This window comes from Mycobacterium parmense (assembly GCF_010730575.1).
Classification (GTDB): domain Bacteria; phylum Actinomycetota; class Actinomycetes; order Mycobacteriales; family Mycobacteriaceae; genus Mycobacterium; species Mycobacterium parmense.
Genome location: NZ_AP022614.1, coordinates 1670558 through 1692690, shown reverse-complemented (window position 1 = coordinate 1692690; position 22133 = coordinate 1670558). Strand labels below are relative to the sequence as shown.

Genomic DNA, 22133 nt, shown 5'->3' with positions numbered 1-22133 from the left:
TCCACCTTCCGTGGAGCAAATTCGTGGGCCCCCTGCAGCAGCGATAGGAACTCAATTGAGCGGAAACGCAGTCCGCCTCGAGGCGATCAACAACGTCGAGGCATACGTCCCCCCCGCCAACAGCTTCGTGCCCGGCGAGCAACCCGGCGAGGTCTTCGGCTCGAACGTTTTCACCAAATCCGAGATGCAGGCCCGTTTGCCAAAGGCCGTGTTCAAGTCGGTGGTCGCCACGCTCGAGAAGGGCGCCAAGCTCGACCCCGCCGTGGCCGACACCGTCGCGGTCGCCATGAAGGACTGGGCGCTGGAAAAGGGCGCCACCCACTACGCCCACGTGTTCTACCCGATGACCGGCCTGACCGCCGAGAAGCACGACAGCTTCCTCGAGCCCGTCTCCGACGGTGCGACGCTGGCCGAGTTCGCCGGCAAGACCCTGATCCAGGGTGAGCCCGATGCCTCCAGCTTCCCGTCGGGAGGACTGCGCAGCACCTTCGAGGCGCGCGGCTACACGGGCTGGGACGTCACCAGCCCGGCCTACATCCTGGACAATCCGAACGGCAAGACGCTGTGCATCCCCACGGTGTTCGTGTCGATGACCGGTGAGGCGCTGGACTACAAGACGCCGCTGCTGCGCAGCCAGCAGGCCATGGGCGCACAGGCCGAGCGCATTCTGAAGTTGTTCGGTCACAAGGACCTCAACCACGTCGTCTCGTTCTGTGGGCCCGAGCAGGAGTACTTCCTGATCGACCGGCACTTCTTCCTGGCGCGCCCGGACCTGGTCAACGCCGGCCGCACCCTGTTCGGCGCCAAGCCGCCCAAGGGCCAGGAGTTCGACGACCATTACTTCGGCGCCGTGCCCGAGCGCGTCCTGGCCTTCATGATGGACACCGAGCGTGAGCTGTTCAAGCTGGGCATTCCCGCCAAGACCCGGCACAACGAGGTGGCTCCCGGCCAGTTCGAGATCGCGCCGATGTTCGAGCGCGCCAACATCGCCTCCGACCACCAGCAGCTGCTGATGACGATCTTCAAGACGGTCGCCAAGAAGCACGGCATGGAGTGCCTGTTCCACGAGAAGCCGTTCGCCGGCGTCAACGGATCGGGCAAGCATGTCAACTTCTCGATGGGCAACAGCGACCTGGGGTCGTTGCTGGTGCCCGGTGACACTCCGCACGAGAACGCCCAGTTCCTGGTGTTCTGCGCGGCGGTCATCCGCGCGGTGCACAAATTCGCCGGGCTGCTTCGCGTTTCGGTCGCCTCGGCCACCAACGACCACCGGCTCGGCGCCAACGAGGCGCCGCCGGCCATCATCTCGATCTTCCTCGGCGAGCAACTCGCCGACGTGTTCGAGCAGATCGCCAAGGGTGCGGCCACGTCTTCGAAGGGCAAGGGCACCATGATCATCGGTGTGGACACGCTGCCCCCGCTGCCCACCGACCCCGGCGACCGCAACCGGACCAGCCCATTCGCGTTCACCGGCAACCGCTTCGAGTTCCGGGCGCCCGGCTCGGGCCAGACGGTCGCGGTGCCGATGATCGTGCTCAACACGATCATGGCGGACTCGTTCGACTACATGGCGACCATTCTGGAGAAGGCCGTCGAGGAGGGCGGGGACTTCGACCAGGCCGTGCAGCAGCTGCTCACCGACGTGATCACCGAACACGGTGCGGTGGTCTACAACGGCGACGGCTACTCCGAGAAGTGGCAGCTCGAAGCCGCCGAGCGGGGACTGCCGAACCTCAAGACGTCGCTGGACGCCATCCCGGAGCTGATCAAACCGGAAGCGGTGGAGCTGTTCGAGAAGTACGGCGTGTTCAACGAGCGCGAACTGCACAGCCGCTACGAGGTCCGGTTGGAGCAGTATGCCCTGACCATCGGGGTCGAGGCGAAGCTGGCGCTGGAGATCGGGACGACCGTCATCCTGCCGGCCGCGATCCGCTACCAGACCGAACTCGCGCAGAACGTCGCGGCGCTCAAGCAGGCCGGCGTCGAGGCCAGCACAGCTGCGCTGGAAGCGGTTTCGGCCCCGATCGCCGACCTGCAGACGGGGCTGTCGTCGCTGAAGTCGGCGCTGGCCGACCACTCGGCGGAGACGGCGCTCGACGAGGCCAAGCACGCGCAGGAGGCGCTGCTGCCGGCGATGGCGGCCGTGCGTGCCGCCGCTGACACGTTGGAAAGCCTTGTGGCCGACGATCTTTGGCCGCTGCCGACCTACCAGGAGATGCTCTACATCCTCTGATTCGGCTAGCCGAGCAGCTTGGTCAGCCAGGCCGGGTCCTGGTAGTTCACCGACGTGGTGCCGTCCCACACGAACGGCGTTGAGTTGGCGTTGAGGCCGGACAGCGCGGCGCTGCCCGCCTCGGCCTTCAACTTTGCAGTGCCGACGTCTTCGCCGGACTTGATGCAGGCGATCACGGCAGCGTCTGCGCCGACGGATTTCGCGAGCTGGGCCAGTTCGCCGTCGGTCCGGTCTTCCGGCGCATCCTCCGAAGGCTGGAAGCTGCTGGCGAACAGGCCGGCGTAGAAGTCCGTGTACAGCTTCGGATCATTCGGTGCTGCAACGCAGTACGTGGCCGCCACCGCCCGCGTCGAGTAGGTCTTGCTGTGCGACTTGTCGTCGAGGAAGTCGAGCAGGTGGTAGCGCACTGCCAGCTTCTTGTTGTTGACGGCGGTGTCGATGTCGCCGGCGTTGGACCTGATGAAGCTGCCGCACGGCGGGCAGATCGGCTCGTTGAAGATGTCGATGGTCATCGGCGCCGCCGAGCTGCCCACGAAGACGCCGTCGTCGAGGACCCGCAGCGCGACCGCGTCCGCCGGCGGAGGCGGCGTCGGTGCCGGTCCGGGCGGCGCCTCCCACGGCCGGACGACGCCGAGGACGACCCCCGCGGCGGCCACCACCGCGACCGCGGCGACGCTGACCCACACCCACGGCTTGCGGCCGCCCCGCGGCGGCGGAGCCCACGGTGGCGGCGGCTGCCCGCCGGCGCCGCCCGCCGCCCAGCCGGGTACCGGGGGGGCCGGGAACGCCGGCGACCAAGACGCGACGGCCGGGGGCACCGGTGGCCGGGCCATCCCGCCGGGTGGCTGGCCGGCGAATGCGGCCGGCAGCGTGGCCACCTGGTTGCGTTGCAAGATGTCGGTGGCCCGGTCGCGGTCGGGTTCGGCGAGCGCGGCGTAGGCGGCCTCGGACAGTTCACCGCAGGTGGCGAAGCGGTCCGCGGGGTTTTTGGCCATGCCGCAGGCGACCACCCGGTCGAATGCGGGCGGGACGCCCGGGCGCGCGGCGCTGGGCCGCGGGATCTCCTGGTTCAGATGCGCGCCCATCACGCTGACCTGATCCCCCGTGTACGGCGGGGACCCGGTCAGGCATTCGTACAAGACGCAGCTCAGCGCGTAGATATCGGCGCGGTGGGTGACGTCGGAGTCGCTGAACCGTTCGGGGGCCATGTACTTGACAGTGCCCAGGGTGGTGCCGAACTGCGTCAGCTTCTCGTCGGAGCTGGCACTCGCGATCCCGAAGTCGACGAGGTAGGCGAAGTCGTCGGCGCTCACCAGGATGTTCTCCGGCTTGACGTCGCGGTGCAGGACGCCGGCGGCGTGCGCGGCGTCGAGCGCCGAGCCGATCTGGCGGACGATCGCCACCGCGCGGGGCGGCGACAGCGGCCCGTACCGCTTGACGATGGCGGCCAGATCCGTGCCGTCGATGAGGCGCATGTCGACGTAGAGCTGGCCGTCGATCTCGCCGAAATCGTGGATCGGAACGACGTGCGGTTCGTGCAGCCGCCCCGCCGTGCGCGCCTCGCGCTGCATCCGCGACCGGAACACGGGATCGCTGGACAGGGTGGGCGACATCAGTTTGAGGGCGACAATCCGCTCGCGCACCGTGTCCTCGGCCTCGTACACGTCGCCCATGCCCCCACGGCCCACCAGCCGCCGCAGCCGATACGGGCCGAACTGCGAACCCGCACGGGAATCCGCGGTCGCATCACCCATCGCCAGACTCCTCACCCGCCGGCCGCGCGCCGGGCGAGAGCGAACCGCCCGGCGTACCAGGCTCAAGGCTAATGTGTGGCGCCGCCGTCGGGCACGGCGAATCGGGAAAGCAGCTAACGCAGCGACCGGATCAGACGTGTCCGTCGTCGCCGGCCGTGCGTTCGCTGAGGCCCTCCCTGGAGAGCGCCCGCAGAAAGCCGTATGCGTGCATCCCGGCCGGGCCGGGGTTCTCGCCGATCCAGTCGTTGATCTTCTCCAGCGCTCTGACCAGGTGGTCGCGCTTCACCCGGACGAGGTAGGTCTCCCTGTCGTCCGCCGGGTCGTCGCTGGCTTCTGCGACGGCAACGGGGTTGCGGAAAGCGTAGGCGATGCCGTGCACCGCATCATTGTTCAACGCCCAGCGAAGCTCGCTGGGCCGCAATTTGTCCACCGCCAGGTTGCGGTAGTGGTGGTCGTCGTTGGAAGTACTCACCCGGCCGGTGACCCCCTCTGCATGTCCTCGAGGAACTGGACGACACTGGACTGAAGGTGAGTCGCACACGCGATCCGATGTGAGCTTCAACCCGGACCTTCTCATCATAGGAAGCGCTGGCAACGGCTGCATTTCGAGCGCTCAGGGGCTCAGCGGCGGTACCTCAGGAACAGATAGTCGTCGGACACCAGGGCGTGATCGAGCCGCATGGCGACCGGAGCGGGCAAGGCCGACTGCGGTCGGTGGCCCACCGGCTGCCCCGCGGCGAGCCGGGGGGCGACCGTCACGCAGATCTCGTCGACGGCGTCCGCCTCGATCAGCTCGTCGAGCAGGGTCGGACCGCCCTCGCACAGGATGCGGCGCATGCCGCGTTCCCGGAGCATCGCGACCGCGTGCGCCATGTCCACCGAGTCGGTGCCGGCCGCAATCACCTGCCATGGGCCCGCGTCGACCATGCCGGTCCGGGTGCAGGTCAGCAGGACCGGGGCCTGGTCGGGGTCGCCGAACAGGGTGGCCGGCAGGTCTCCGGTTCGGCTGACCACCGCGATCGGGGGTCGTGCGGGCCGCCCCTCGCGAAGTCGCCGGTCCATTTCGGCCTCGGTGAGGCGCACCGGGCCGTAGTTCTCGGCGCGCGCGGTGCCGGCGCCGACCAGCACCACGTCGGCGTATCCCCGCAGGATCCTGAGGAGCTGCTGGTCGACGGGACACGACAGCGGGCCGGCCCGCCCGCCGAACGCGGCGGCGCCGTCGGCGCTGAAGATCATGTTGGCGCGCACCCCGTCCGGCGGGTCGGCGTAGAACGACGCAAGCTCCGCGATGCCACCGACGGGGCCGACCAGGGGCGACGGCATCGGCTAGGCCTCGTGGCCCGGTCGCAGGTGGTGGACGTCGCCGAAGGAGACCCAGCTCGTGAGCTCCCTGGGTGGCTCGCCGCCGACCGGCGCCAGCAGATGCCCAGTGTGGTCGCCGAGGGTGAAGCGCTCGAGAATCCGGCCGACGAACCAGGCGGCGGCGTCGTCGAGGACGGGCATCTGTTCGGGCCCGCGGTGCCAGGAACACCGGCCGAACTTGTCGACGGTGTCGCCGGTCTGGGTGCCGAAGAGCTCGACGACGTCGAGGTGACGGTGGTCGAACACGTGCACCACCAGGTGGGTGGCGTGCGCGGCCACCCGGAAGGTGTGGTTCCGCTTGGACAGCCCCACCAGGAACCGGGGCGGATGAATGCTGGTCTGGCTGGCGAAGCCCACCAGGCAGCCGGCCATGGCGCCGCCGGCCTGGGTGGTCACGACGTACATCGGATAATTCAGCAGCGCGACGAGCTTCTCGAACGCCTCGGCTTCCCGCTCGGCCATCTGCTCAGTCTTCCCGATCGGGGCGAACCGGGATCGGTCGCCGTGCCACCGCGCGCCGGACCGCGTAGGCGGCGGCGACGGCACCGAGCACCGTGATCCCGGCCAGCACCGACGTGAGCGGCATGGCCCACGCCAGCATCACGCATCCGAGCAGCCCGACGACCGGGACGGCCCGGCGGGGGCGGCCCTGCGGCGTGCGCAGCGTCAGGGCCGAGGCGTTGGCGACCGCGTAGTAGACGAGCACGGCAAAGGACGAGAACCCGATCGCGCTGCGCAGGTCGATGGTCGCCGCCAGCAACGCCACCACCACGCCGATGACGAGCTCGGCGCGGTGCGGCACGTGAAATCGCGGGTGCACGGCGGCCAGCACGGACGGGAGGTGGTGGTCTCGCGCCATGGCCAGGGTGATGCGGGAGACGCCGAGGATCAGGGCCAGCAGCGAGCCGAGCGCCGCGATCGTCGCGCCCACCTTCACCACGGGCACCAGCCAGCCCGTGCCCGACGCCCGCGCGGTTTCGATCAGCGGGGCGGTGGCCTCGCCGAGGCCCGTTGGGCCCAGCGCCGTCAGCGCAGCCAAGGCCACCAGCGCATAGACGGCGAGGGTGATCCCGAGCGCGAGCGCGATCGCCCGCGGGATGGTGCGCGCGGGGTCGCGCACCTCTTCCCCGAGGGTGGCGATGCGCGCGTACCCGGCGAAGGCGAAGAACAGCAGTCCCGCGGCCCGGATCACACCCTCGGCGCTGCCGCCCCCGAGATGCGGGTGCTGGGCGCCGAGAGCTCCTGGACCCTGCGCGCCGACGACGGCGACGACGACGGCGATCAGCACGAGCAGCACCGCGGCCACGATGATGCGGGTCAGCCACGCCGACTTCTTGATGCCGGCGTAGTTCACGGCGGTCAGCACCGCAACCGTGGCGACGGCCACCGGGTGCGCCTGCGATGGGAACGCATAGGCGCCCACGGTCAGGGCCATCGCCGCGCAGGACGCGGTCTTGCCGACGACGAAGCCGCACCCGGCCAGGTAGCCCCAGAAGTCGCCCAGGCGCATCCGGCCGTACACGTAGGTCCCCCCGGAGGTGGGGTAGCGGGCCGCCAGCCGCGCCGAGGAGGTGGCGTTGCAATAGGCCACCCCCGCGGCCAGGGCCAGGCCGAGCAGCAGCCCCGAGCCGGCGGTGCGCGCCGCCGGGCCGAGCGCCGCGAAGATCCCGGCTCCGATCATCGATCCCAGCCCGATCACCACCGCGTCGAACAACCCGAGGCTTCGCCGAAGCTCGCCGCCGCCGGGCCGGCCGGTTTCGGGCATGTCAACTCCTCGGATGGGCTCCCGAGAACCTATCAAATCCAGTTGATGTACTGTTCCGGGTGTGGCGGCAACCGCGAGGGTCGGGGTCCCGCCTTTGATGCGCATGGCATCGCATCCCCTGCGGTGGGCGCTGCTGATCGAGCTCGCCGCCGGTGATCGCCGGGTGCGCGAACTTGCCGTCGCCGTCGACGAACCGCAGAACCTGGTCTCGTATCACCTGCGACTGCTGCGCACGGCCGGGCTGATCGACGCGCGGCGCAGCACTTTCGACGGCCGCGACACCTATTACCGGCTGCACCTGGTCAACTGCGCGGGCGCCTTCGGCGAGGCCGCCGCCGCGCTGCACCCGGCGCTCGCTCCTGCCGGCGGCCGCAAGGCGCCGGGCGGCTCCGTGCTGTTCCTGTGTTCGGGCAACAGTGCCCGCTCGCCGATCGCCGAAGCGCTGCTCCGCGCGAAGGGGCACGGCCGCGTGCACGCCGCGAGCGCGGGCAGCCATCCCAAACCTCGGCTGCACCCGCACGCGATACGGATCATGAAAGAGGGGTACGGCATCGATCTCGGCGGCAAACGGCCCCAGCCCCTGAGTGCGGTCGCGCGGCGGCGCTTCGACCAGGTGATCACGTTGTGCGACAAGGTCCGCGAATACGCGTGCACCCACGGCGTCGCCACGACGATGCACTGGAGCGTGCCCGACCCCTCGGCCGGTGCCGACTATGCGCAGTTTGCCAGCGTCGCAGGTGAATTGGACAGCCGCATCGATTTCCTGCTGCCCGTTCTCGACACGGCGAACGGGCCTTAGCCGTGACGGTGGATCGTCGGTCGTTCGTCAAGTGGGCCGGTTTGGCGTTGCTGGGTGCCGGCGCCGTGGCGCCCGCCTGCTCGCGGCCCGCACCCCCCGGACCGCCCAACGGCAGGCCCGACTACACGCTGCGAATCGGCAACGGCACAGTCGAATTGGCGCCTGACGACATCGTCTCGACGCTCACGTACAACGGCCAATTCCCCGGGCCGCTGCTGCGGTTCACGCAGGGGAAGCGGGCGTGGGTGGACATCGTCAACGACACGGATTCGCCCGAACAGTTGCATTGGCACGGCCAGCACGTCGGGGTCGACGTCGACGGCGCAGCGGAGGAGGGCACGCCCTACGTCCCCGCACACGGCATGCGCCGGATCTCCTTCGTCCCGGGACCGGCGGGCCTTCGCTTCTACCACTCCCACGTGGTGCCGCGCGCCGACCTGTCCCGGGGCCAGTACAGCGGACTGGTCGGCCCGGTCTACGTCGAACCCGCGCAGCACCCCGGCGCCTACGACCAGGAGATCTTCCTGACGCTCAAGGAGTTCGACCCGGCCTTCAGCCGCGGCGGCGACATGGCCAGCAACTTCCTGGCCGGCCCGCAGGACCCCGATCTCAAGGAGAGGGGCGAGTCGTCGATGGCGGCCTCACTCGCGCGCGGTGACCCGCACGGCTACGAGGTCGGCTACGGCGCGTTCGCCGTCAACGGGCGCAAGCTCGGCCACGGCGACCCCATCCGCGTCCGGGCCGGCCAGCGGGTCCTGCTGCATGTCCTCAACGGCAGCGCCACCGAAACCCGCAGCCTCGCCTTGCCCGGGCACACTTTCGAGGTCATCGCGCTGGACGGCAACCCGGTCCCCAGCCCCGCAGCGGTGCCGGTGCTGTGGCTCGGTGCCGCCGAACGGATCTCGGCGGTGGTCACCATGTCCAATCCGGGGGTCTGGGTGCTGGGCGACCTGTCCGACGACGACCGGGGCCACGGGATGGGCGTGGTCGTGGAATACGCCGGGCGCGGCGGGGACCCGCAGTGGGTGCCGCCCCCGCCGTTCACGTGGGACTACCGGGTGTTCGCCGCCCGCCATCCCGCGCCGCTCCCGCCGCCCGACCGGGTCATCGACCTGCTGATCGAGAAGCGCAACGCCGCCGCCGACGGTTTCAACGTCTGGACGATCAACGGCACGCCGTTTGCCATGGACACCAACCGGCCCTTGCTGGACCTACAGCGCGACAAGCGTTACCGGCTGCGCTTCCGCAACGCCAGCGACGACCTGCACCCGATGCACCTGCACCGGCACACCTTCGAGATCACCCGAATCGCGGGGACGCCGACCGCCGGGGTGCGTAAGGACGTCGCCATGCTCGGCGGCTACCAGAGCATGGAGGTCGACTTCGTCGCCGATCAGCCCGGCCTGTCGCTGCTGCACTGCCACCAGCAGATCCACATGGACTACGGTCTCATGCTGCTCCTCGACGCCCGCTGACGGCTGAGCGAAAAGTGCTGTCGAACAGCATTATTCACAGCGAAGCGAGCTGGGGTAGTACTTCCGCGGCGATCAGCTCGAAGTTCCTCGCCGAGCCGGCCATGCTCGACGGCGCCCGCACGTACACCCGCGAGATGCCGAGCTGCGCGTACGGGCCCAGTTGGTCGACGATCTGGGCTGCAGAGCCGGACAGGACGGTCCCGTCGAAGGCCTGCGACCCAAAGTTGCCGGGATCCAGCGCCGCCGCGACCTCTTCGCCGGTGCGCCCGGCGCCGACCAGCGCGCTCATCGAGAAGGCGATCTCGGACGGATCCCGGCCGATCGCCTCGGCGGCCGACCGGACCAGATGGATCTGCGCGGCGACGTCTTCGCTTCCCAGTTCGCTCCTCCGGTGATCCGACGGTGCCCTGCGGCGGCTGGTCTGCAGGTTGAACTCGTCGGCGAACCGGGCGGCCAGCGCCGGTGTGCGCCTCTTACCGGTGCCGCCCAGAATGATCGGCGGCCCGGGCTGCTGGTGGGGCTTGGGCAGCGCGGGTGAGTCCACCAGCCGATAGCACTTGCCGTCGAACGAATACCGCTGCCCGGCGGGGGTTTTCCACAGGCCGGTGATGAGCTCGAGCGCTTCGCCCAGCCGGTCGAACCGCTCCGCCACGGGCGGGAAGGGGATCCCGTAGGCGGCATGCTCCGGCTCGAAATACCCGGCTCCGAGCCCGAAGTCGATGCGCCCCCTGCTCATCGCGTCCACCTGCGCCACGATGATCGCGAGTGGTCCGGGGTGCCGGAACGTCACCGACGTCACCAACGACCCGAGCCGGATGCGGGACGTGTCGCGCGCGAGCCCGGCCAACGTGGTCCACACGTCGGTGGGCCCCGGGCCGCCATCACCGGCGAACGGAAGGTAGTGATCGGACAGGAAGTAGCCGCCGTAACCGAATTCCTCAGCCAGCCTGGCCGATTGGCTCAAGTCGTCGTAGCTGGCGCCATTGCTCGGGTCGGCGAAGATCCTGAAGTGCATCCGCCCATTATCCAAGCGGCCTGTTCTCCCGCACCCCGCGATACATGCCCCACCGCACGATCCACGGCATGACCACGCGTTGCACCGACCATGACGGGAACCGGAACGAATGCCCGGTCGGTGCAAACACCTCCAGCCCGTTGGGCTGTATGCCCACCAGAGAGCCCCACCGGCGCGTCGGTGGCCGGTAGGTCCGCAGCGGCCGGCCGGCGAACGAAGCGCGGACGTTGTGCGCCACCAGCGCATCGCCGCGATTGCGCGCCGAGCTGCGCAGCGGGTCGGTCGCCGCGACGTCGCCGACCGCGAACACGCCCTCGTGCCCGGGAACCCGCAGTTCCGGTGTCACGCGCACGAATCCGCGCTCGTCGAGCAGTTCGCCCGGTAGCCAGTCGGTGTTCGGCCGCACCCGCCCGATCGTCCAGAGGACGGCGTCGGCGCTCGCCACCGGCTGTCCGGTGGTCCAGCGGACCGGCCCGCTGGTGAGGTCGTCAACCGCCGCGTCGTCGGGCACCACGGCCCGGTGGCCCGGGTGCACGCCGACGCCCAGCGCGGTGAGCCGCTCTCCGATCCGCCTCCACACCCGCGGGTGGTAGCCGGTGAGTGCGCGCTGGCCGGGGAAGTAGAGGTCAATCCTCTTGCCCGGCCACCTGGTCGCCAGGTTGAGGGCGCTGCTCACCGCCGCCGCGCCACCGCCCACGACGATCACCGAGCGGGCGCCGGCCAGCCGCTCGTGGTCGGCTCGCAGACCCGAACCGATCTCGGCGGCCGTCTGCAGCGTCGGCCGGCGCCAGAACCCGTTGGTGACGCCGGTGGAGATCACCAGCGCGTCGTAGGGCTCGGTGACGGTGGAGCCGTCCTGGCGCCTGCCGAAGACGGTTCGGCCGCCCAAGTCCACCCCGGTCAGCGCGGCCTGCACGGTGCGCACCCCGTCCAGGCGGCGGAACCTGTCGAACGGGATCCAGTAGTCGCGGGCCCAGTCGTCGGGCCGGGCGAGCCGTACACCGAGTTCCTGGCCGCTCACCAGCGCGGGTTTCGTTGAGATTCCCACGACGTCGGCGTACCGGGACAGGCGGATCGCGGCGAGGATGCCCGCGTCGCCGAGCCCGGCGACCACGACGCGGTTGCGGCTCATGCCGCCGCCCGGCGCGGCGGCATCGGCACGAAACGCGAGACACCGTCGATGACGCGCTGATAGTCGGGCCGACGTTCCAGGCTGCGCCTCTCCATCATCGGGATGCTCGCGCCCACGAACATCGCCAGCATGGCCGCCGCACCGGCGAACAGCCACCAGGCGTCAGCCGGTGCGGCGGCCACCCCGAACAATGCCAGGGCGAACCAGAATCCGAACTCGCCGAAGTAGTTCGGATGCCGCGACCATCGCCACAGACCGCGGTCCATCACCTCCCCGGGCCGCCGGTCCCGGACGAATCGGTGCAGCTGCACATCGGCCACCGACTCGAAGGCCACGGCGGCCAGACCGACCACGAACGCGACCGCGGTGAGCCATCCGACACCGACGCCGGGCCGCGTCACGCAGACATAAACCGGGAGCATGCCCGCGAAGACCTGCACGGTGGGGATGAGGTGGATCGCGAACAAGTCGACGGCCAGCTCCCAGCGTCCGGCCCGGTCACGGAACAGCGGGTAGCGCCAATCCTCGTGGTGCAGGCCGGGAAAGCCGTAGACCCAGTTCGCTGTCAGGCGCACCGACCACAGCAGCACCAGTGCCGCGACGAGCCAGCAGCGCAGCTGCGGCGTTCCCGCCCGGCTCCACCAGTACCAGGTCAGCAGCGGCGGGACGACGCTCCAGTAGGCGTCGTAGAAGCTCGAGTTGCGATACCACCGGCTGAAGGCGAACACCACCAGCGTGGCCACGACGTCGGCCGCCAGCGTGTCCAGCCACAGCCTGCCCGTGGCCGGGCCCCAGGCCAGCCAGGCGGCAGCCGCTGCGATGGCCAACAGGTAAGCGAAGGCGACCAGACCCAGCGACCGCGACTTCGTCATCGGCACGAGTGTGCCCCTCCGGGGCAAACGCACTGGGCGACGACGCAACTCATGCGAAGCCTCCTCGACGCGACGCCGGGGCACCCCGGACCGTGGGCAGGGTCGGCAAACTGTAACACGTTCTACCAGGGTGCCCGGGCTGCCGCTGCGGCACGAGCCGGCGAACGCACGACGGGGCCGTCCGGCTTCGGTATGGTCGCACGCACAAGCCACTCTGGTGGGGGACATGTCGCAGGTTCAGACACCGACCGCCGCACGCATGCGGGCCGCCCTGCTCGCCGCGGCCCGCGCTTCGGCGCCGCGCCCCGACGCCGCGCGGCGCGCCGCGAAGAGTTTCGAACGAAGCGTGTTACCCGCCGTGTGGGCCGAGATTCGCTGGGCCTTCACCCCGCCGCGCACGTGGTTGATGGGCGTGGTGACCAACGCGGTGTTCGCGGTCGGATGGCTGGTGGTGCAACCGCTGACCACCGGTCGCCACCACGACTGGGCGGTGCTGGTGGGCATCTACTTCTCGTCCTGGGTCCTCGCCGACGTCACCACCACCAACCTGCTGGGCCTCGATCACTACCGCGTGCGCCAGGCCCTGGCCAACGGGGTGCCGTTCTGGCGAATCCTGTTGATCAAGAACCTGGCCCTGCTCACGATCGTCGGGGTGCCCACCCTGGCGACGGCGATGGTGTTGACGCTGTGGTTGCAGACGCCGGGCCGGCTCGCGGTGACCATCCCGACCGTGGCCGTGCCCATCGTGTCGTGGCTGGGCGTGGGCAACCTCATCTCGGTGCTGCACCCCGTGGGCGTCGAGCCGCTGCTGCGGCGCTGGCGGCAGCGGCACGATCGGCAGCGCACCGCCGGCTGGCTGCTGGCGCTGACGCTGCCGTACGCGTTGTACTACGTCGCCGACCCGGTGGCCGGGGTGGAGCATCGGGTGCTGTGGCAGCAGTTACCGGCCCTGATCTGGCCGATCTTCGGGCGCGACACGAAGAGCTTCGTGCACCTCGCCACAGCGACCGGGGTCTGGGTGGCCGGTACGGTCGCGGCGGTGTGGTGGGTACGCCGGCACGGCCTGCAGATCAAGTGAGCCGCAACGGTTCGACCGCCGGGCGAATTCCGCTACATGACCACGTGGCCGGCGTCGACGGGGATCGTCACGCCCGTGACGTAGCGCGACCCCGGGCCGACCAGCCACAGCACCGCCTCCGTCACATCCTGCGGCTGCACCAGCGGCACGTCGGGCAGCAGGGTCTGCGAGATGGCGGGATTCGGGTTCTGCAGCATCCCGTTCACCACGAAGTCGTTGAGGATCATCGGGGTCGCGACGCCGCTGGGATGCACCGAGTTGACGCGGATCCGGTGCGGCGCGTACGCGTTCGCCGCCGACCGCATCAGGCCGACGACCCCGTGCTTGGACGCGGCGTAGGCGAACATCGCGGCGCTGCCGTCACCGCCCCGGCCGGTCAGCCCCTGCGACGAACTGACCAGCACCACCGAGCCGCCCCGCCCCTTGCGGATGACCGAGGGCACCGCCGCGACGAGCGTGTTCCACACCCCCTTGAGGTTGGTGTCGACGATCGCGTCGAACACCGGTACCGCGTGCGTCTGCGGGTCGCCGATCGCCACCACGCCGGCGTTCGCGATGACGATGTCGACGTCGCCGAGTTCGTCGATCCCGGTCTGGACCGCGCTTTCCAGCCGCGCCAGGTCTCGGACGTCGGCGACGACGGGCACCACCCTGCGCCCCGCGGCCCGGACCAGACGCGCCGTCTCGTCGAGGTCGTCCTTGGTCGCCAGGGGATAGGGAATCGCGTCGATGTCGGCGCAGCAGTCCACTGCGATGATGTCGGCGCCCCGCTCGGCGAGCGCGACGGCGTGGCTGCGGCCCTGGCCGCGCGCGGCGCCTGTGATGACGGCGACGGAGTCGTCCAGTTCCCCCATGGCTACACCTCCAACTTTGTGCCGGTCTCGTTTTCGGCGAAGGCCACCAGCCGGGCGGCGGTGTCGTAGTCGCAGGCGAGCGCCGAGCGCCCGATCAGCACCGGGCCGCCGCGGAGGCCGAAGCGGCCGCTGACCCCGACGTAGCTGCCCGGCGGGATCGGTTCGCTGATGCAGTAGAGCGTCGGCGCCGCGCCCTGGTCGATGTCGTTGCCCAGCCGGTCGGCCACGCTTTTGACCGTTCGGTGCGCCAGCGACATCAGGGGCGAGTCGGACAGGTGCGACAGGTTCGAGGCCACCCAGCCCGGGTGGGTGAGCCGGGCGGTCACCGGCGAGCCGGCGGCGCGCAGCCTGCGGTCCAGTTCGAGCCCCCACAGCATGACCGCGAGCTTCGATTGCGCGTAGGCGCCCAGCCTCGTCCACCTGCCGCGGCGCAGGTGCAGGTCGTCGAGCCGCAGCGTGGCCGTTCGGTGCGCGTCGGAGCCCACGTTGATGATCTGCGATCGGACCCGGCCCAGCAGCAGGTTGGTCAGGGCGAACGGCCCCAGCAGGTTGGTGCCCAGCGTCGTCTCGAAGCCGTCGACCGTGTCGGTGCGGCGGTCGGTGAGCGCACCGGCGTTGTTGATCAGGATGTCGACGTGCCCGTCGATGAGGCCGGGGAAGGCGCGCACCGACGACAGGTCGGCCAGATCCAGTCTGACCACCGACGTCGAGCCGCCGATTTCGGCGGCGCGCCGCGCGCCGAGTTCGGTGTTGCGCACGGCCAGGATCACGTGGGCGCCCGCGATGGCGAGGGCGCGGGCGGTGCCCAGCCCGACGCCGTTCGTTGCCCCCGTCACGACGATTCGTTTGCCGGTCAAGTCGCCGAGCCGGTCCGGCGTCCACGGTAGTGTCACGGCGGTCAGACTAATGCCGTTAGTAAGAAGTGATTGCATGCGCGGTCGGTTCTGCGATCATTGTCTGCGATCCACCAGCGCCGCCTTCGGCAAAGAGTCCCAGAGGAACGGAGTGAATCACGGTGATTCGCCATGAGTGAGAGCGCCGTCGAGATCACCAACCTGATCTACACCTACGCCGAACTTCTGGACGCCGGCAAACTGGACGCGGTGGCCGGGCTCTTCGCCCACGGCCGGATCTGCGGAGTCGAGGACGGCCCGCCGGAAACGGTGTTCGCCGGGCCGGCGCGGGTCCGCCAGATGTACGAGATGGCCACGCGCATCTACGAAGACGGCACGCCGAAGACCAAGCACAACACGAGCAACGTCCAGTTGCACATCGACGAGGCGCAGGGCACCGCGAGCAGCACGTCGTATTACTGCGTCACGCAGGCCACCCCCGAACTGCCGTTGCAGGTGATCGTGACCGGCCACTACAAGGACACGTTCCACCGGCTGGACGGCGTCTGGTGGTTCGACAGCCGCACGATGTTCGTCGACCAGGTCGGTGACGTCAGCCGGCACCTGAAGTTCTGAAGACGCGTGGACAACCCGGCCCCGTTCGACCTCGCGGCGGTGCTTGCCGACGCGCAGCGCAAGGAGTCGCTGACCGACTGGGGACCGGGGGAGTTCGAACGCCCGCTCGGTGTGCTGCTCGACGAGTACGCGGGCGCCGAACTCAACGCGATCGGGCAGCACATCCTGCGGTCGGGCATCGTGCACAGCCTGCGGATGCGGCTGCGCGCCCAGGAATGGACGCGTCGCCACCCGGAGATCCTCGACGAGCGGATCGTCGCGCCCGTCGTCGTGGTCGGGATGATGCGCAGCGGGACCACGCTGCTGCAGCGGCTGCTGGCCGCGGACCCGAGATTCTTCTGCGCCTACGGGTGGGAGGTCGTCGAGGTTGCGCCGCGGCTCGACCACCGATTCACCGGCGTCGATCCCCGCATCGCCGTCAGCGAGGCGCGAGAGGCGAAATCGCGGCAACTGGCGCCGGAGCTGTTCACCATCCACCCGATGTACGCGCGGGAGGCCGAGGAGGAGATCGTCTTTCTGGCCGACGCCTTCCTCTCGCACGTGCCCGAGTCCGGCGCGCACCTGCCCCGCTACCGCTCTTGGCTCGACGAGCAGGATTTCGCGCCCGCCTACGCCTACCTGGACCGCATGCTGCGGTTCGTGCAGTGGCAGAAGAAGCGCCGAGGTATGACCGCTGAGCGCTGGGTGCTCAAGTCGCCGGCGCATCTGGGCTATCTGGATCTGCTGCGGGCGCAGTTTCGCGACCTGCACATCGTGCACATGCACCGCGACCCGCGGACCACGATCGCGTCGGGCGCCAGCCTGAACGCGACCCTGCACGCGATGCACGCCGACCACGTCGACCGGAGCCGGGTGGGGGAGCAGTGGCTGCAGCGGATGGGCTGGACCAACGATCGGGCCATGGCGGTGCGCGAAGGCTGGGACGACGACGGCGACCGGGTCACCGACATCGGGTTCGACGACGCGGTGGCCGATCCGATCGGGCAGGTGGCCCGCGTCTATGACGCGATCGGGCTGCCGCTGACGGCCGACGCCGAGACCGCGATGCGACGCTGGCTGGCCGAGCGTCCCCGCGAGACGGCCCGCCCGCCCTACGGCCTCGAGCACTACGGCCTGCGTCCTGAGCAGGTCGACGAGCGTTTCGCCTTGTACAACAAGCATTTCCGGCAATACATCTGAAAAGTGAGGAGCGGTTCATGCCCGACGACGCCGTCGCGACATCGTCCCAGCACGAACAGGAGTTGGCCGCGCTCGAACTGATCGAGCACCCGGATGTCAAGGCGGCCTACCGCCGCGTGGCGCAGATGTGGCTGGGCCGCGCGAAGGCATCGGACGCGATGCGGGAGCGGTTCGAGGACGCTTTCGCCGAGGTGATGTTCTCGGCGGCGGTGTGGTCGTCCAACCAGGACAAGCTACGGCCGAAGGTCAGTTGCATCACCCGGCTCGCCCATCCCGTGGACGGCCGCCGGATTCCCGGATCACGCTGGGGCATCGACAATCCCGACAGCGTGTACCGGGTGATCCCGATCTCCGGTGCCGAACGCTACGAGATCCACGGCCGGGTCGGCGAACACCGCATGACCGAAAACTACTTCACCCTGTGGGACGCCCACATGGGCACCGTTCAGGTGCTGAACGGCCGGACCATGCAGGTGGATCCCGACGGCGGCTTCACCATCACCGTCGACGCCGACCCCGCCGGCGGGCGGCCCAATCACGTGCAAACCTCGCCCGCGGCACACGAGTTCTACATCCGGGATGTGCTGCTGGACTGGGGCCGCGACGATCCGAACCACCTCGAGGTGCGACGACTTGGCGGCCCCCCGACCGTGCCGGCGCGCACCCTCGACGAGCAGGCCGAGGCGACCGCGGCCATGATGGCGTACTTCGCCGACTTCACCGGCAAGCTCAGCCACGGCGTGTACAAGATGCCGCCCAACCACTTCAACCTGGCGTGGTCGGCCGACAAGGTCGGCGCGATGCGCAACCAGGTCTACGTCATGGGCCGCTTCGACCTCGCGGAGGACGAGGCATTCGTGGTCGACCTCGGCGACGGCGGCGCCGAATACTTCACCGTGCCGCTGAGCAACATCTGGGGCACCACGCTGGACATCGTCGACCGGACCGGCAGCCTCAACAAGGCGCAGTCCGTGCCGAACGGGGACGGCAGCTGGACCTACGTGATCTCCCCGGTCGACCCCGGCGTGGCCAACTGGATCGACTCCGATGGCCTGCGCGAAGGCATCCTGACACTGCGCATGGCGGAGTTCGGCGACGCCGGCCCCCGCGAAGATCTCGGCGCCCGCGGCCGTGTCGTCAAGCTCGACCGGCTCGACGCCGAGGTGCCGCACCTGCCGCGGGTGAGTCCCGAGCAGCGGGCGGCCCAGCTCGCGGAGCGAAGAAGGGCGTATCTGCGCCGCCTGCCGGAAGGGACCGCCTGAGATGGCGCGCTGGCTGATCACCGGGTGCTCCACCGGTTTTGGTCGGGAGATCGCCCGCGCCGCGCTGCAGGACGGCCACCAAGTGGTGGTGACCGCGCGCCGGGCCGACACGGTGGCCGACCTCGTCGACGAATTCGGGGATCGGGCGCTGGCCGTCGCCCTCGACGTGACCGACGCCGGGCAGATCGCGGCGGCGGTGACCGCGGCCGAGCGCGCGTTCGGCGGGGTCGACGTGCTGGTCAACAACGCCGGCCACGGCTACCTGTCGGCGGTGGAGGAGGGCGAGGACGCGGAGGTCCGAAAGTTGTTCGACGTCAACTTCTTCGGCGCCGTCGACATGATCAAGGCGGTGCTGCCGGCGATGCGGGCGCGCGGCTGCGGGCATATCGTCAACATGTCGTCGATGACGGGCCTGGTCGCCAACCCTCCCAACGCCTACTACTCGTCGACGAAGTTCGCGCTCGAGGCGGTGACCGAGGCGCTGGCCACCGAGGTGCGGCCGCTGGGCATCAAGGTCACCGCCATCGAACCCGGCGCCTTCCGCACCGATTGGGCGACGCGATCGATGAAGGAGTCGGGCCACCCGATCGCCGACTACTCCGACGTGGCAGCGCGCAAGGATCTCATCAAACAGTTCGCCGACCACCTGCCGGGCGACCCGCGCAAGGTGGCCGAGGCGGTGCTGATGGTCACCAAGCTCGACGACCCGCCGCTGCGCCTGCTGCTGGGCCGCGACGTCCTCAAGGCCATGCGCGACAAGATCGCCGCGACGACCGCGTCGATCGACGAATGGCAATCGGTCACCAAGGATGTGAACTTTCCGCCTTCGTGAGCCGCGGAATCAGCCGGCGGGGGCGATCCCCGAATCAGAGACGGTGAAGCCCCGTCCCGAATCGACCGTGCAGGTGACCCCGGCGACCTCGGAGCGGCACGAGAACGGGCCGAGACCGGCGCTCTGGCCGTAGGAGAGGGTGGCCTGGGCCAATCCCGGGTTGCCCAAACAGCTTTCGCCCGTGCATACCGTGTAGGCCCCGCTGGTATCCATGCGCACGGACTCTCCCCCGGGTGGTTGTTGGATGACCTGGCAGTACGTGGTGTCCGGCATGCCGGACCCGCGTCGGTAGTCGATCTCGCAGCTGATCTCGTGCGACGGGGAGTGGAAGGAGCATGCGTCCGCCGAGCAGACCGGGTTGTCCGCGACGGCCGAAGGCGTTCCCGCCCACCACCCGACGACGACGACCGTGGCCGCGAACCCGCGCCGTGCCGGGGTGTGGATGCTCATGGTGGTCCCTTTTCGTGAGCGGACGTGAGACGGCTACATCTTCGGTTGCGGCACGGCAAAAGCCAAGCGTCCCGGCCAGCGGTCGGTTGCGGGCGCGGCCCCGGCCCGCCTTGTTAACCTGGCGACGTGGACTCGACCAGCGAAAAGCTGACAAAGGCGACTCTTGCCGCCACCAGCTGGGCGCTGCTGGGCATGATGTCCTACGAGGAGGAGGTCTCCGGCTACGACCTCAAGAAGTGGATCGACTGGAGCGTCGACCTGTACTACTGGAGCCCGTCCTACAGCCAGATCTACACCGAGCTGAAGAAGCTCGAGGTGCTGGGTCTGGTCACGTCGCGCGTCGAGCGTGACGAGGGCACCCGCAGCCGCCGGCTCTACAAGATCACCGCGGCCGGGATGGAGGCGGTCACCGAGTGGACCAACCACGCGCCGGTGGACGCGCCGGTGCTCAAACACAGCGTGCTGCTTCGGGTCACGTTCGGTCATCTGAGCAATCCGGCCCGGCTCAAGGAGCTGCTGCACGAGCACGTGGCATACGCCGAATCGCGCCACCGCAAGGCGGTCGAGGACGCCGAGGGTGCCGAGGCCGAGCCGGCGTGGGCGTACTCGGTGCTCGCGTTGCGCTGGGCGGCCAAGTACTACGCCGCCGAGCGTGAGTTCGCGCAGGAGATGATCAAGGAGATCGACGAGGCCGACGCCGTCCTGCAGACGGCGCCGAAGGGCGGTTACGGCAATCCGCGCACCACGCCGGGCTACTGGCGCGAGGTGGAAAGGCAGGTCGAGGCCAAGCGCGCGGATTAGGCCGGGTCGCGGCCCGCGGCGTCGACGGCCGCGGCGTAGCCGTAAACCAGTCCCTGCGCGATCGTGGCCCCCGCGCCCGGGTACGTCGTGCCGAACGCGTTCGCGGCGGCGTTGCCGATCGCGTACAGCCCGGCGATCACGCCGCCGTCCTCGCGCAGCACCCGTGCCCGGGCGTCGGCCCTCAGGCCCCCGCACGTTCCCAGGTCGCTGAGCACCATTCGCACGGCGTAGAACGGGCCGCGGGTCAGCGGGCGCAGGTTCGGGTTGGGTGTGACGGTGGGGTCGCCGTAATAGCGGTCGTAGGCGCTGGCGCCGCGACCGAATTCGGGATCGGCTCCGGCGGCCGCGTTTTCGTTGAAGCGCGTCATGGTCGTAATGAAATCCCGCACGGGGACGGCGATCTTGGCGGCAAGCTCGCCGAGGCTGTCGGCGCGCGCCGCGATGCCGGCGTGGTACCACGTCCGCGGGATCCGCATCCGCGGAAACAGCACGGCACCAAAGACATAGCTGTTGCGATACTGCTGGTCGAACACGATCCACATCGCGTCGACAGGGCTGCCCGAACGTTCGAGCTCGAGTAGGCGCTGACCGAAGGACATGTAGTCGGATGATTCGTTGGCGAACCGGCGCCCGTTCTGGTCGACTATCAGCGAGCCCGGCAGCGAGCGTTCCGCCAGCATCACCGCCGGCGCCTCGCCGGGCAGCGGCGCGACGGCGGGAAACCACCACGCCTGGTCCATCAGCTCGACGCCGGCGCCCAGTTCCTGACCCGCCCGAATCCCTTCGCCGGTATTGGATTCCGCGCCCAGGCTCGCGTGGGGAGCCAGCGAGGCGGATTGGAATCTCCACCGCATCTCCATGCTGTGGTCGAAGCCGCCGGTGGCCAGCACCACCCCGCGGCGCGCGGTGACCCTGACCTGGCGGCCGCCGTGGTGCACGACCGCGCCGGTCACGCGCTCACCGTCGAAGGCGAGGCGCGTCAGCGTCGTGTCGGTCCATACCGGGATGGAAGCGCGCAGCACCCCCGCGAACAGCCCGGCCGTCAGGCCCTGCCCGCCCGCCGCGTAGCGGCGGCCCAGCAGCCGCCCGCCCACGCCCTGCGCCAGCCGCTTGCCGAACGTCGCGACGCCCTTGCGCGGCACCCGGGCAACCAGGTTCATCCAGCGGTAGTCGGCGCCCGTCGTCGGTATCGGGATTTTCGACTCCATCACGCCGGGCCGCAGCCGGGTGCGGTACTCGCCGAGGACCGACGTGTCGAACGGGCGGCATTCACAGGTGCGCCCCGCCGCACTGCCGCCCGGCTCCTCGGGGTGGTAGTCGCAATAGCCGCGGGCCCAGAACAATCGCAGGGGAGTCGTGCGGCGCAGCATGTCGACGGTGGCGGTCAGCTGGTTGAGGAATCCGGTCGACCGATGTGGGGGCGCGGACCCCGCGACCACCGACTCGAGGTAGGTGGCGGCGCGCCGGGCGGAGTCGTTCGCCCCGGCGTCGCGCAACACAGGCGAGGCGGGCAACCACAACGCGCCGCCGGACCGGGCGGTCGAGCCGCCCACGTGCGAGGACTTCTCCACGATCAGCACCGACAGTCCGAGTTCGCGGCCGGCCAGAGCCGCGGCCATGCCGGTGCCCGAGCCCACCACCAGAAGGTCGACGCCGGTGTCGGCCACCGGCAGCCCGGCAGGGATCGTCGCGCTGCGCTGCGTCACGCCGAGAACGGTATGTCGGCGCGCCGTCGGCGGGAAGCGCCGTCCTGATGAGTGGAACACGCCGCTCCCGTTCGGCGGCGCGCAGGAGTTAAATC

The 22133-nt window shown here is 69.8% G+C and carries 21 protein-coding genes; 9 read left to right on the top strand and 12 right to left on the bottom strand.

Annotation, left to right across the window (positions count from 1 at the left end; all coding sequences use genetic code 11):
* Window positions 1-55: 55 nt before the first annotated feature.
* A complete protein-coding gene (locus G6N48_RS07750; protein ID WP_085271554.1) occupies window positions 56-2233 on the top strand; it encodes a glutamine synthetase III family protein in 2178 nt (725 codons plus the stop codon).
* Between the two features lie 5 nt (window positions 2234-2238).
* Here the strand turns inward: G6N48_RS07750 and G6N48_RS07745 are convergent, their stop codons facing one another.
* The 5 genes from G6N48_RS07745 to G6N48_RS07725 form a co-directional block, all read right to left on the bottom strand.
* Window positions 2239-3987 (bottom strand): serine/threonine protein kinase PknE, encoded by a 1749-nt coding sequence (locus G6N48_RS07745; RefSeq protein ID WP_085271553.1) that lies wholly within the window; start codon window positions 3985-3987, stop codon window positions 2239-2241.
* 130 nt (window positions 3988-4117) lie between these two features.
* A complete protein-coding gene (locus G6N48_RS07740) occupies window positions 4118-4459 on the bottom strand; it encodes a hypothetical protein (protein WP_085271552.1) in 342 nt (113 codons plus the stop codon).
* Window positions 4460-4608: 149 nt separating this feature from the next.
* A complete protein-coding gene (locus tag G6N48_RS07735) occupies window positions 4609-5310 on the bottom strand; it encodes a pyrimidine reductase family protein (RefSeq protein WP_085271551.1) in 702 nt (233 codons plus the stop codon).
* A 3-nt stretch (window positions 5311-5313) separates the two neighbouring features.
* Window positions 5314-5811: a flavin reductase family protein gene (locus G6N48_RS07730; RefSeq protein WP_085271550.1), complete on the bottom strand. Its 498-nt coding sequence runs from the start codon at window positions 5809-5811 to the stop codon at window positions 5314-5316.
* Between the two features lie 4 nt (window positions 5812-5815).
* Window positions 5816-7114: an APC family permease gene (locus G6N48_RS07725; RefSeq protein ID WP_085271549.1), complete on the bottom strand. Its 1299-nt coding sequence runs from the start codon at window positions 7112-7114 to the stop codon at window positions 5816-5818.
* 103 nt (window positions 7115-7217) lie between these two features.
* Between G6N48_RS07725 and G6N48_RS07720 the strand changes: the two genes are divergently transcribed.
* Window positions 7218-7913 carry an arsenate reductase/protein-tyrosine-phosphatase family protein gene (locus tag G6N48_RS07720; protein ID WP_232066566.1) on the top strand — a complete coding sequence of 232 codons (696 nt, stop codon included), beginning with the start codon at window positions 7218-7220 and terminating at the stop codon, window positions 7911-7913.
* A gap of 2 nt (window positions 7914-7915) precedes the next feature.
* Window positions 7916-9388 (top strand): multicopper oxidase family protein, encoded by a 1473-nt coding sequence (locus G6N48_RS07715; protein WP_085271547.1) that lies wholly within the window; start codon window positions 7916-7918, stop codon window positions 9386-9388.
* A 34-nt stretch (window positions 9389-9422) separates the two neighbouring features.
* On the opposite strand, the gene G6N48_RS07710 is transcribed toward G6N48_RS07715, so the two are convergent.
* The 3 genes from G6N48_RS07710 to G6N48_RS07700 are packed head-to-tail and all read right to left on the bottom strand — an operon-like array spanning window position 9423 to window position 12407.
* A complete protein-coding gene (locus tag G6N48_RS07710) occupies window positions 9423-10403 on the bottom strand; it encodes an LLM class F420-dependent oxidoreductase (RefSeq protein WP_085271546.1) in 981 nt (326 codons plus the stop codon).
* A 7-nt stretch (window positions 10404-10410) separates the two neighbouring features.
* Window positions 10411-11535 (bottom strand): NAD(P)/FAD-dependent oxidoreductase, encoded by a 1125-nt coding sequence (locus G6N48_RS07705; RefSeq protein WP_085271545.1) that lies wholly within the window; start codon window positions 11533-11535, stop codon window positions 10411-10413.
* A complete protein-coding gene (locus G6N48_RS07700; RefSeq protein WP_085271544.1) occupies window positions 11532-12407 on the bottom strand; it encodes a DUF1295 domain-containing protein in 876 nt (291 codons plus the stop codon). The genes G6N48_RS07705 and G6N48_RS07700 overlap by 4 nt, the downstream gene beginning before the upstream one ends.
* A 259-nt stretch (window positions 12408-12666) precedes the next feature.
* Between G6N48_RS07700 and G6N48_RS07695 the strand changes: the two genes are divergently transcribed.
* Window positions 12667-13485 (top strand): hypothetical protein, encoded by an 819-nt coding sequence (locus G6N48_RS07695; protein WP_085271642.1) that lies wholly within the window; start codon window positions 12667-12669, stop codon window positions 13483-13485.
* Between the two features lie 32 nt (window positions 13486-13517).
* Here G6N48_RS07695 and G6N48_RS07690 read toward each other — a convergent pair whose 3' ends face one another.
* Both G6N48_RS07690 and G6N48_RS07685 read right to left on the bottom strand, forming a co-directional pair.
* Window positions 13518-14339 (bottom strand): mycofactocin-coupled SDR family oxidoreductase, encoded by an 822-nt coding sequence (locus G6N48_RS07690; RefSeq protein ID WP_085271543.1) that lies wholly within the window; start codon window positions 14337-14339, stop codon window positions 13518-13520.
* Between the two features lie 2 nt (window positions 14340-14341).
* On the bottom strand, window positions 14342-15232 hold the full coding sequence (locus tag G6N48_RS07685) for an SDR family NAD(P)-dependent oxidoreductase (RefSeq protein WP_085271542.1): 891 nt from the start codon (window positions 15230-15232) through the stop codon (window positions 14342-14344).
* Between the two features lie 132 nt (window positions 15233-15364).
* Here G6N48_RS07685 and G6N48_RS07680 point away from each other — a divergent pair, with 132 nt between their 5' ends.
* Genes G6N48_RS07680 through G6N48_RS07665 form a run of 4 tightly spaced genes read left to right on the top strand, consistent with a single transcriptional unit; the run spans window position 15365 to window position 19081 of the window.
* Window positions 15365-15808 carry a nuclear transport factor 2 family protein gene (locus G6N48_RS07680; protein ID WP_085271541.1) on the top strand — a complete coding sequence of 148 codons (444 nt, stop codon included), beginning with the start codon at window positions 15365-15367 and terminating at the stop codon, window positions 15806-15808.
* Window positions 15809-15814: 6 nt separating this feature from the next.
* Window positions 15815-16987 (top strand): sulfotransferase family protein, encoded by a 1173-nt coding sequence (locus tag G6N48_RS07675; RefSeq protein ID WP_085271540.1) that lies wholly within the window; start codon window positions 15815-15817, stop codon window positions 16985-16987.
* A gap of 17 nt (window positions 16988-17004) precedes the next feature.
* The gene (locus G6N48_RS07670) at window positions 17005-18249 is read left to right on the top strand and encodes a hypothetical protein (RefSeq protein WP_085271539.1); all 1245 of its coding nucleotides are present in this window, start codon (window positions 17005-17007) and stop codon (window positions 18247-18249) included.
* 1 nt (window position 18250) lies between these two features.
* Complete coding sequence (locus G6N48_RS07665) at window positions 18251-19081, top strand: oxidoreductase (protein ID WP_085271538.1); 831 nt, start codon at window positions 18251-18253, stop codon at window positions 19079-19081.
* A gap of 9 nt (window positions 19082-19090) precedes the next feature.
* Here the strand turns inward: G6N48_RS07665 and G6N48_RS07660 are convergent, their stop codons facing one another.
* Complete coding sequence (locus G6N48_RS07660; RefSeq protein ID WP_085271537.1) at window positions 19091-19531, bottom strand: hypothetical protein; 441 nt, start codon at window positions 19529-19531, stop codon at window positions 19091-19093.
* A 192-nt stretch (window positions 19532-19723) separates the two neighbouring features.
* Between G6N48_RS07660 and G6N48_RS07655 the strand changes: the two genes are divergently transcribed.
* The gene (locus G6N48_RS07655) at window positions 19724-20332 is read left to right on the top strand and encodes a PadR family transcriptional regulator (protein ID WP_232066765.1); all 609 of its coding nucleotides are present in this window, start codon (window positions 19724-19726) and stop codon (window positions 20330-20332) included.
* Here G6N48_RS07655 and G6N48_RS07650 read toward each other — a convergent pair.
* A complete protein-coding gene (locus G6N48_RS07650; protein ID WP_085271535.1) occupies window positions 20329-22038 on the bottom strand; it encodes a 3-ketosteroid-delta-1-dehydrogenase in 1710 nt (569 codons plus the stop codon). The two genes, G6N48_RS07655 and G6N48_RS07650, sit on opposite strands and share 4 nt — an antisense overlap.
* Between the last annotated feature and the right edge of the window lie 95 nt (window positions 22039-22133).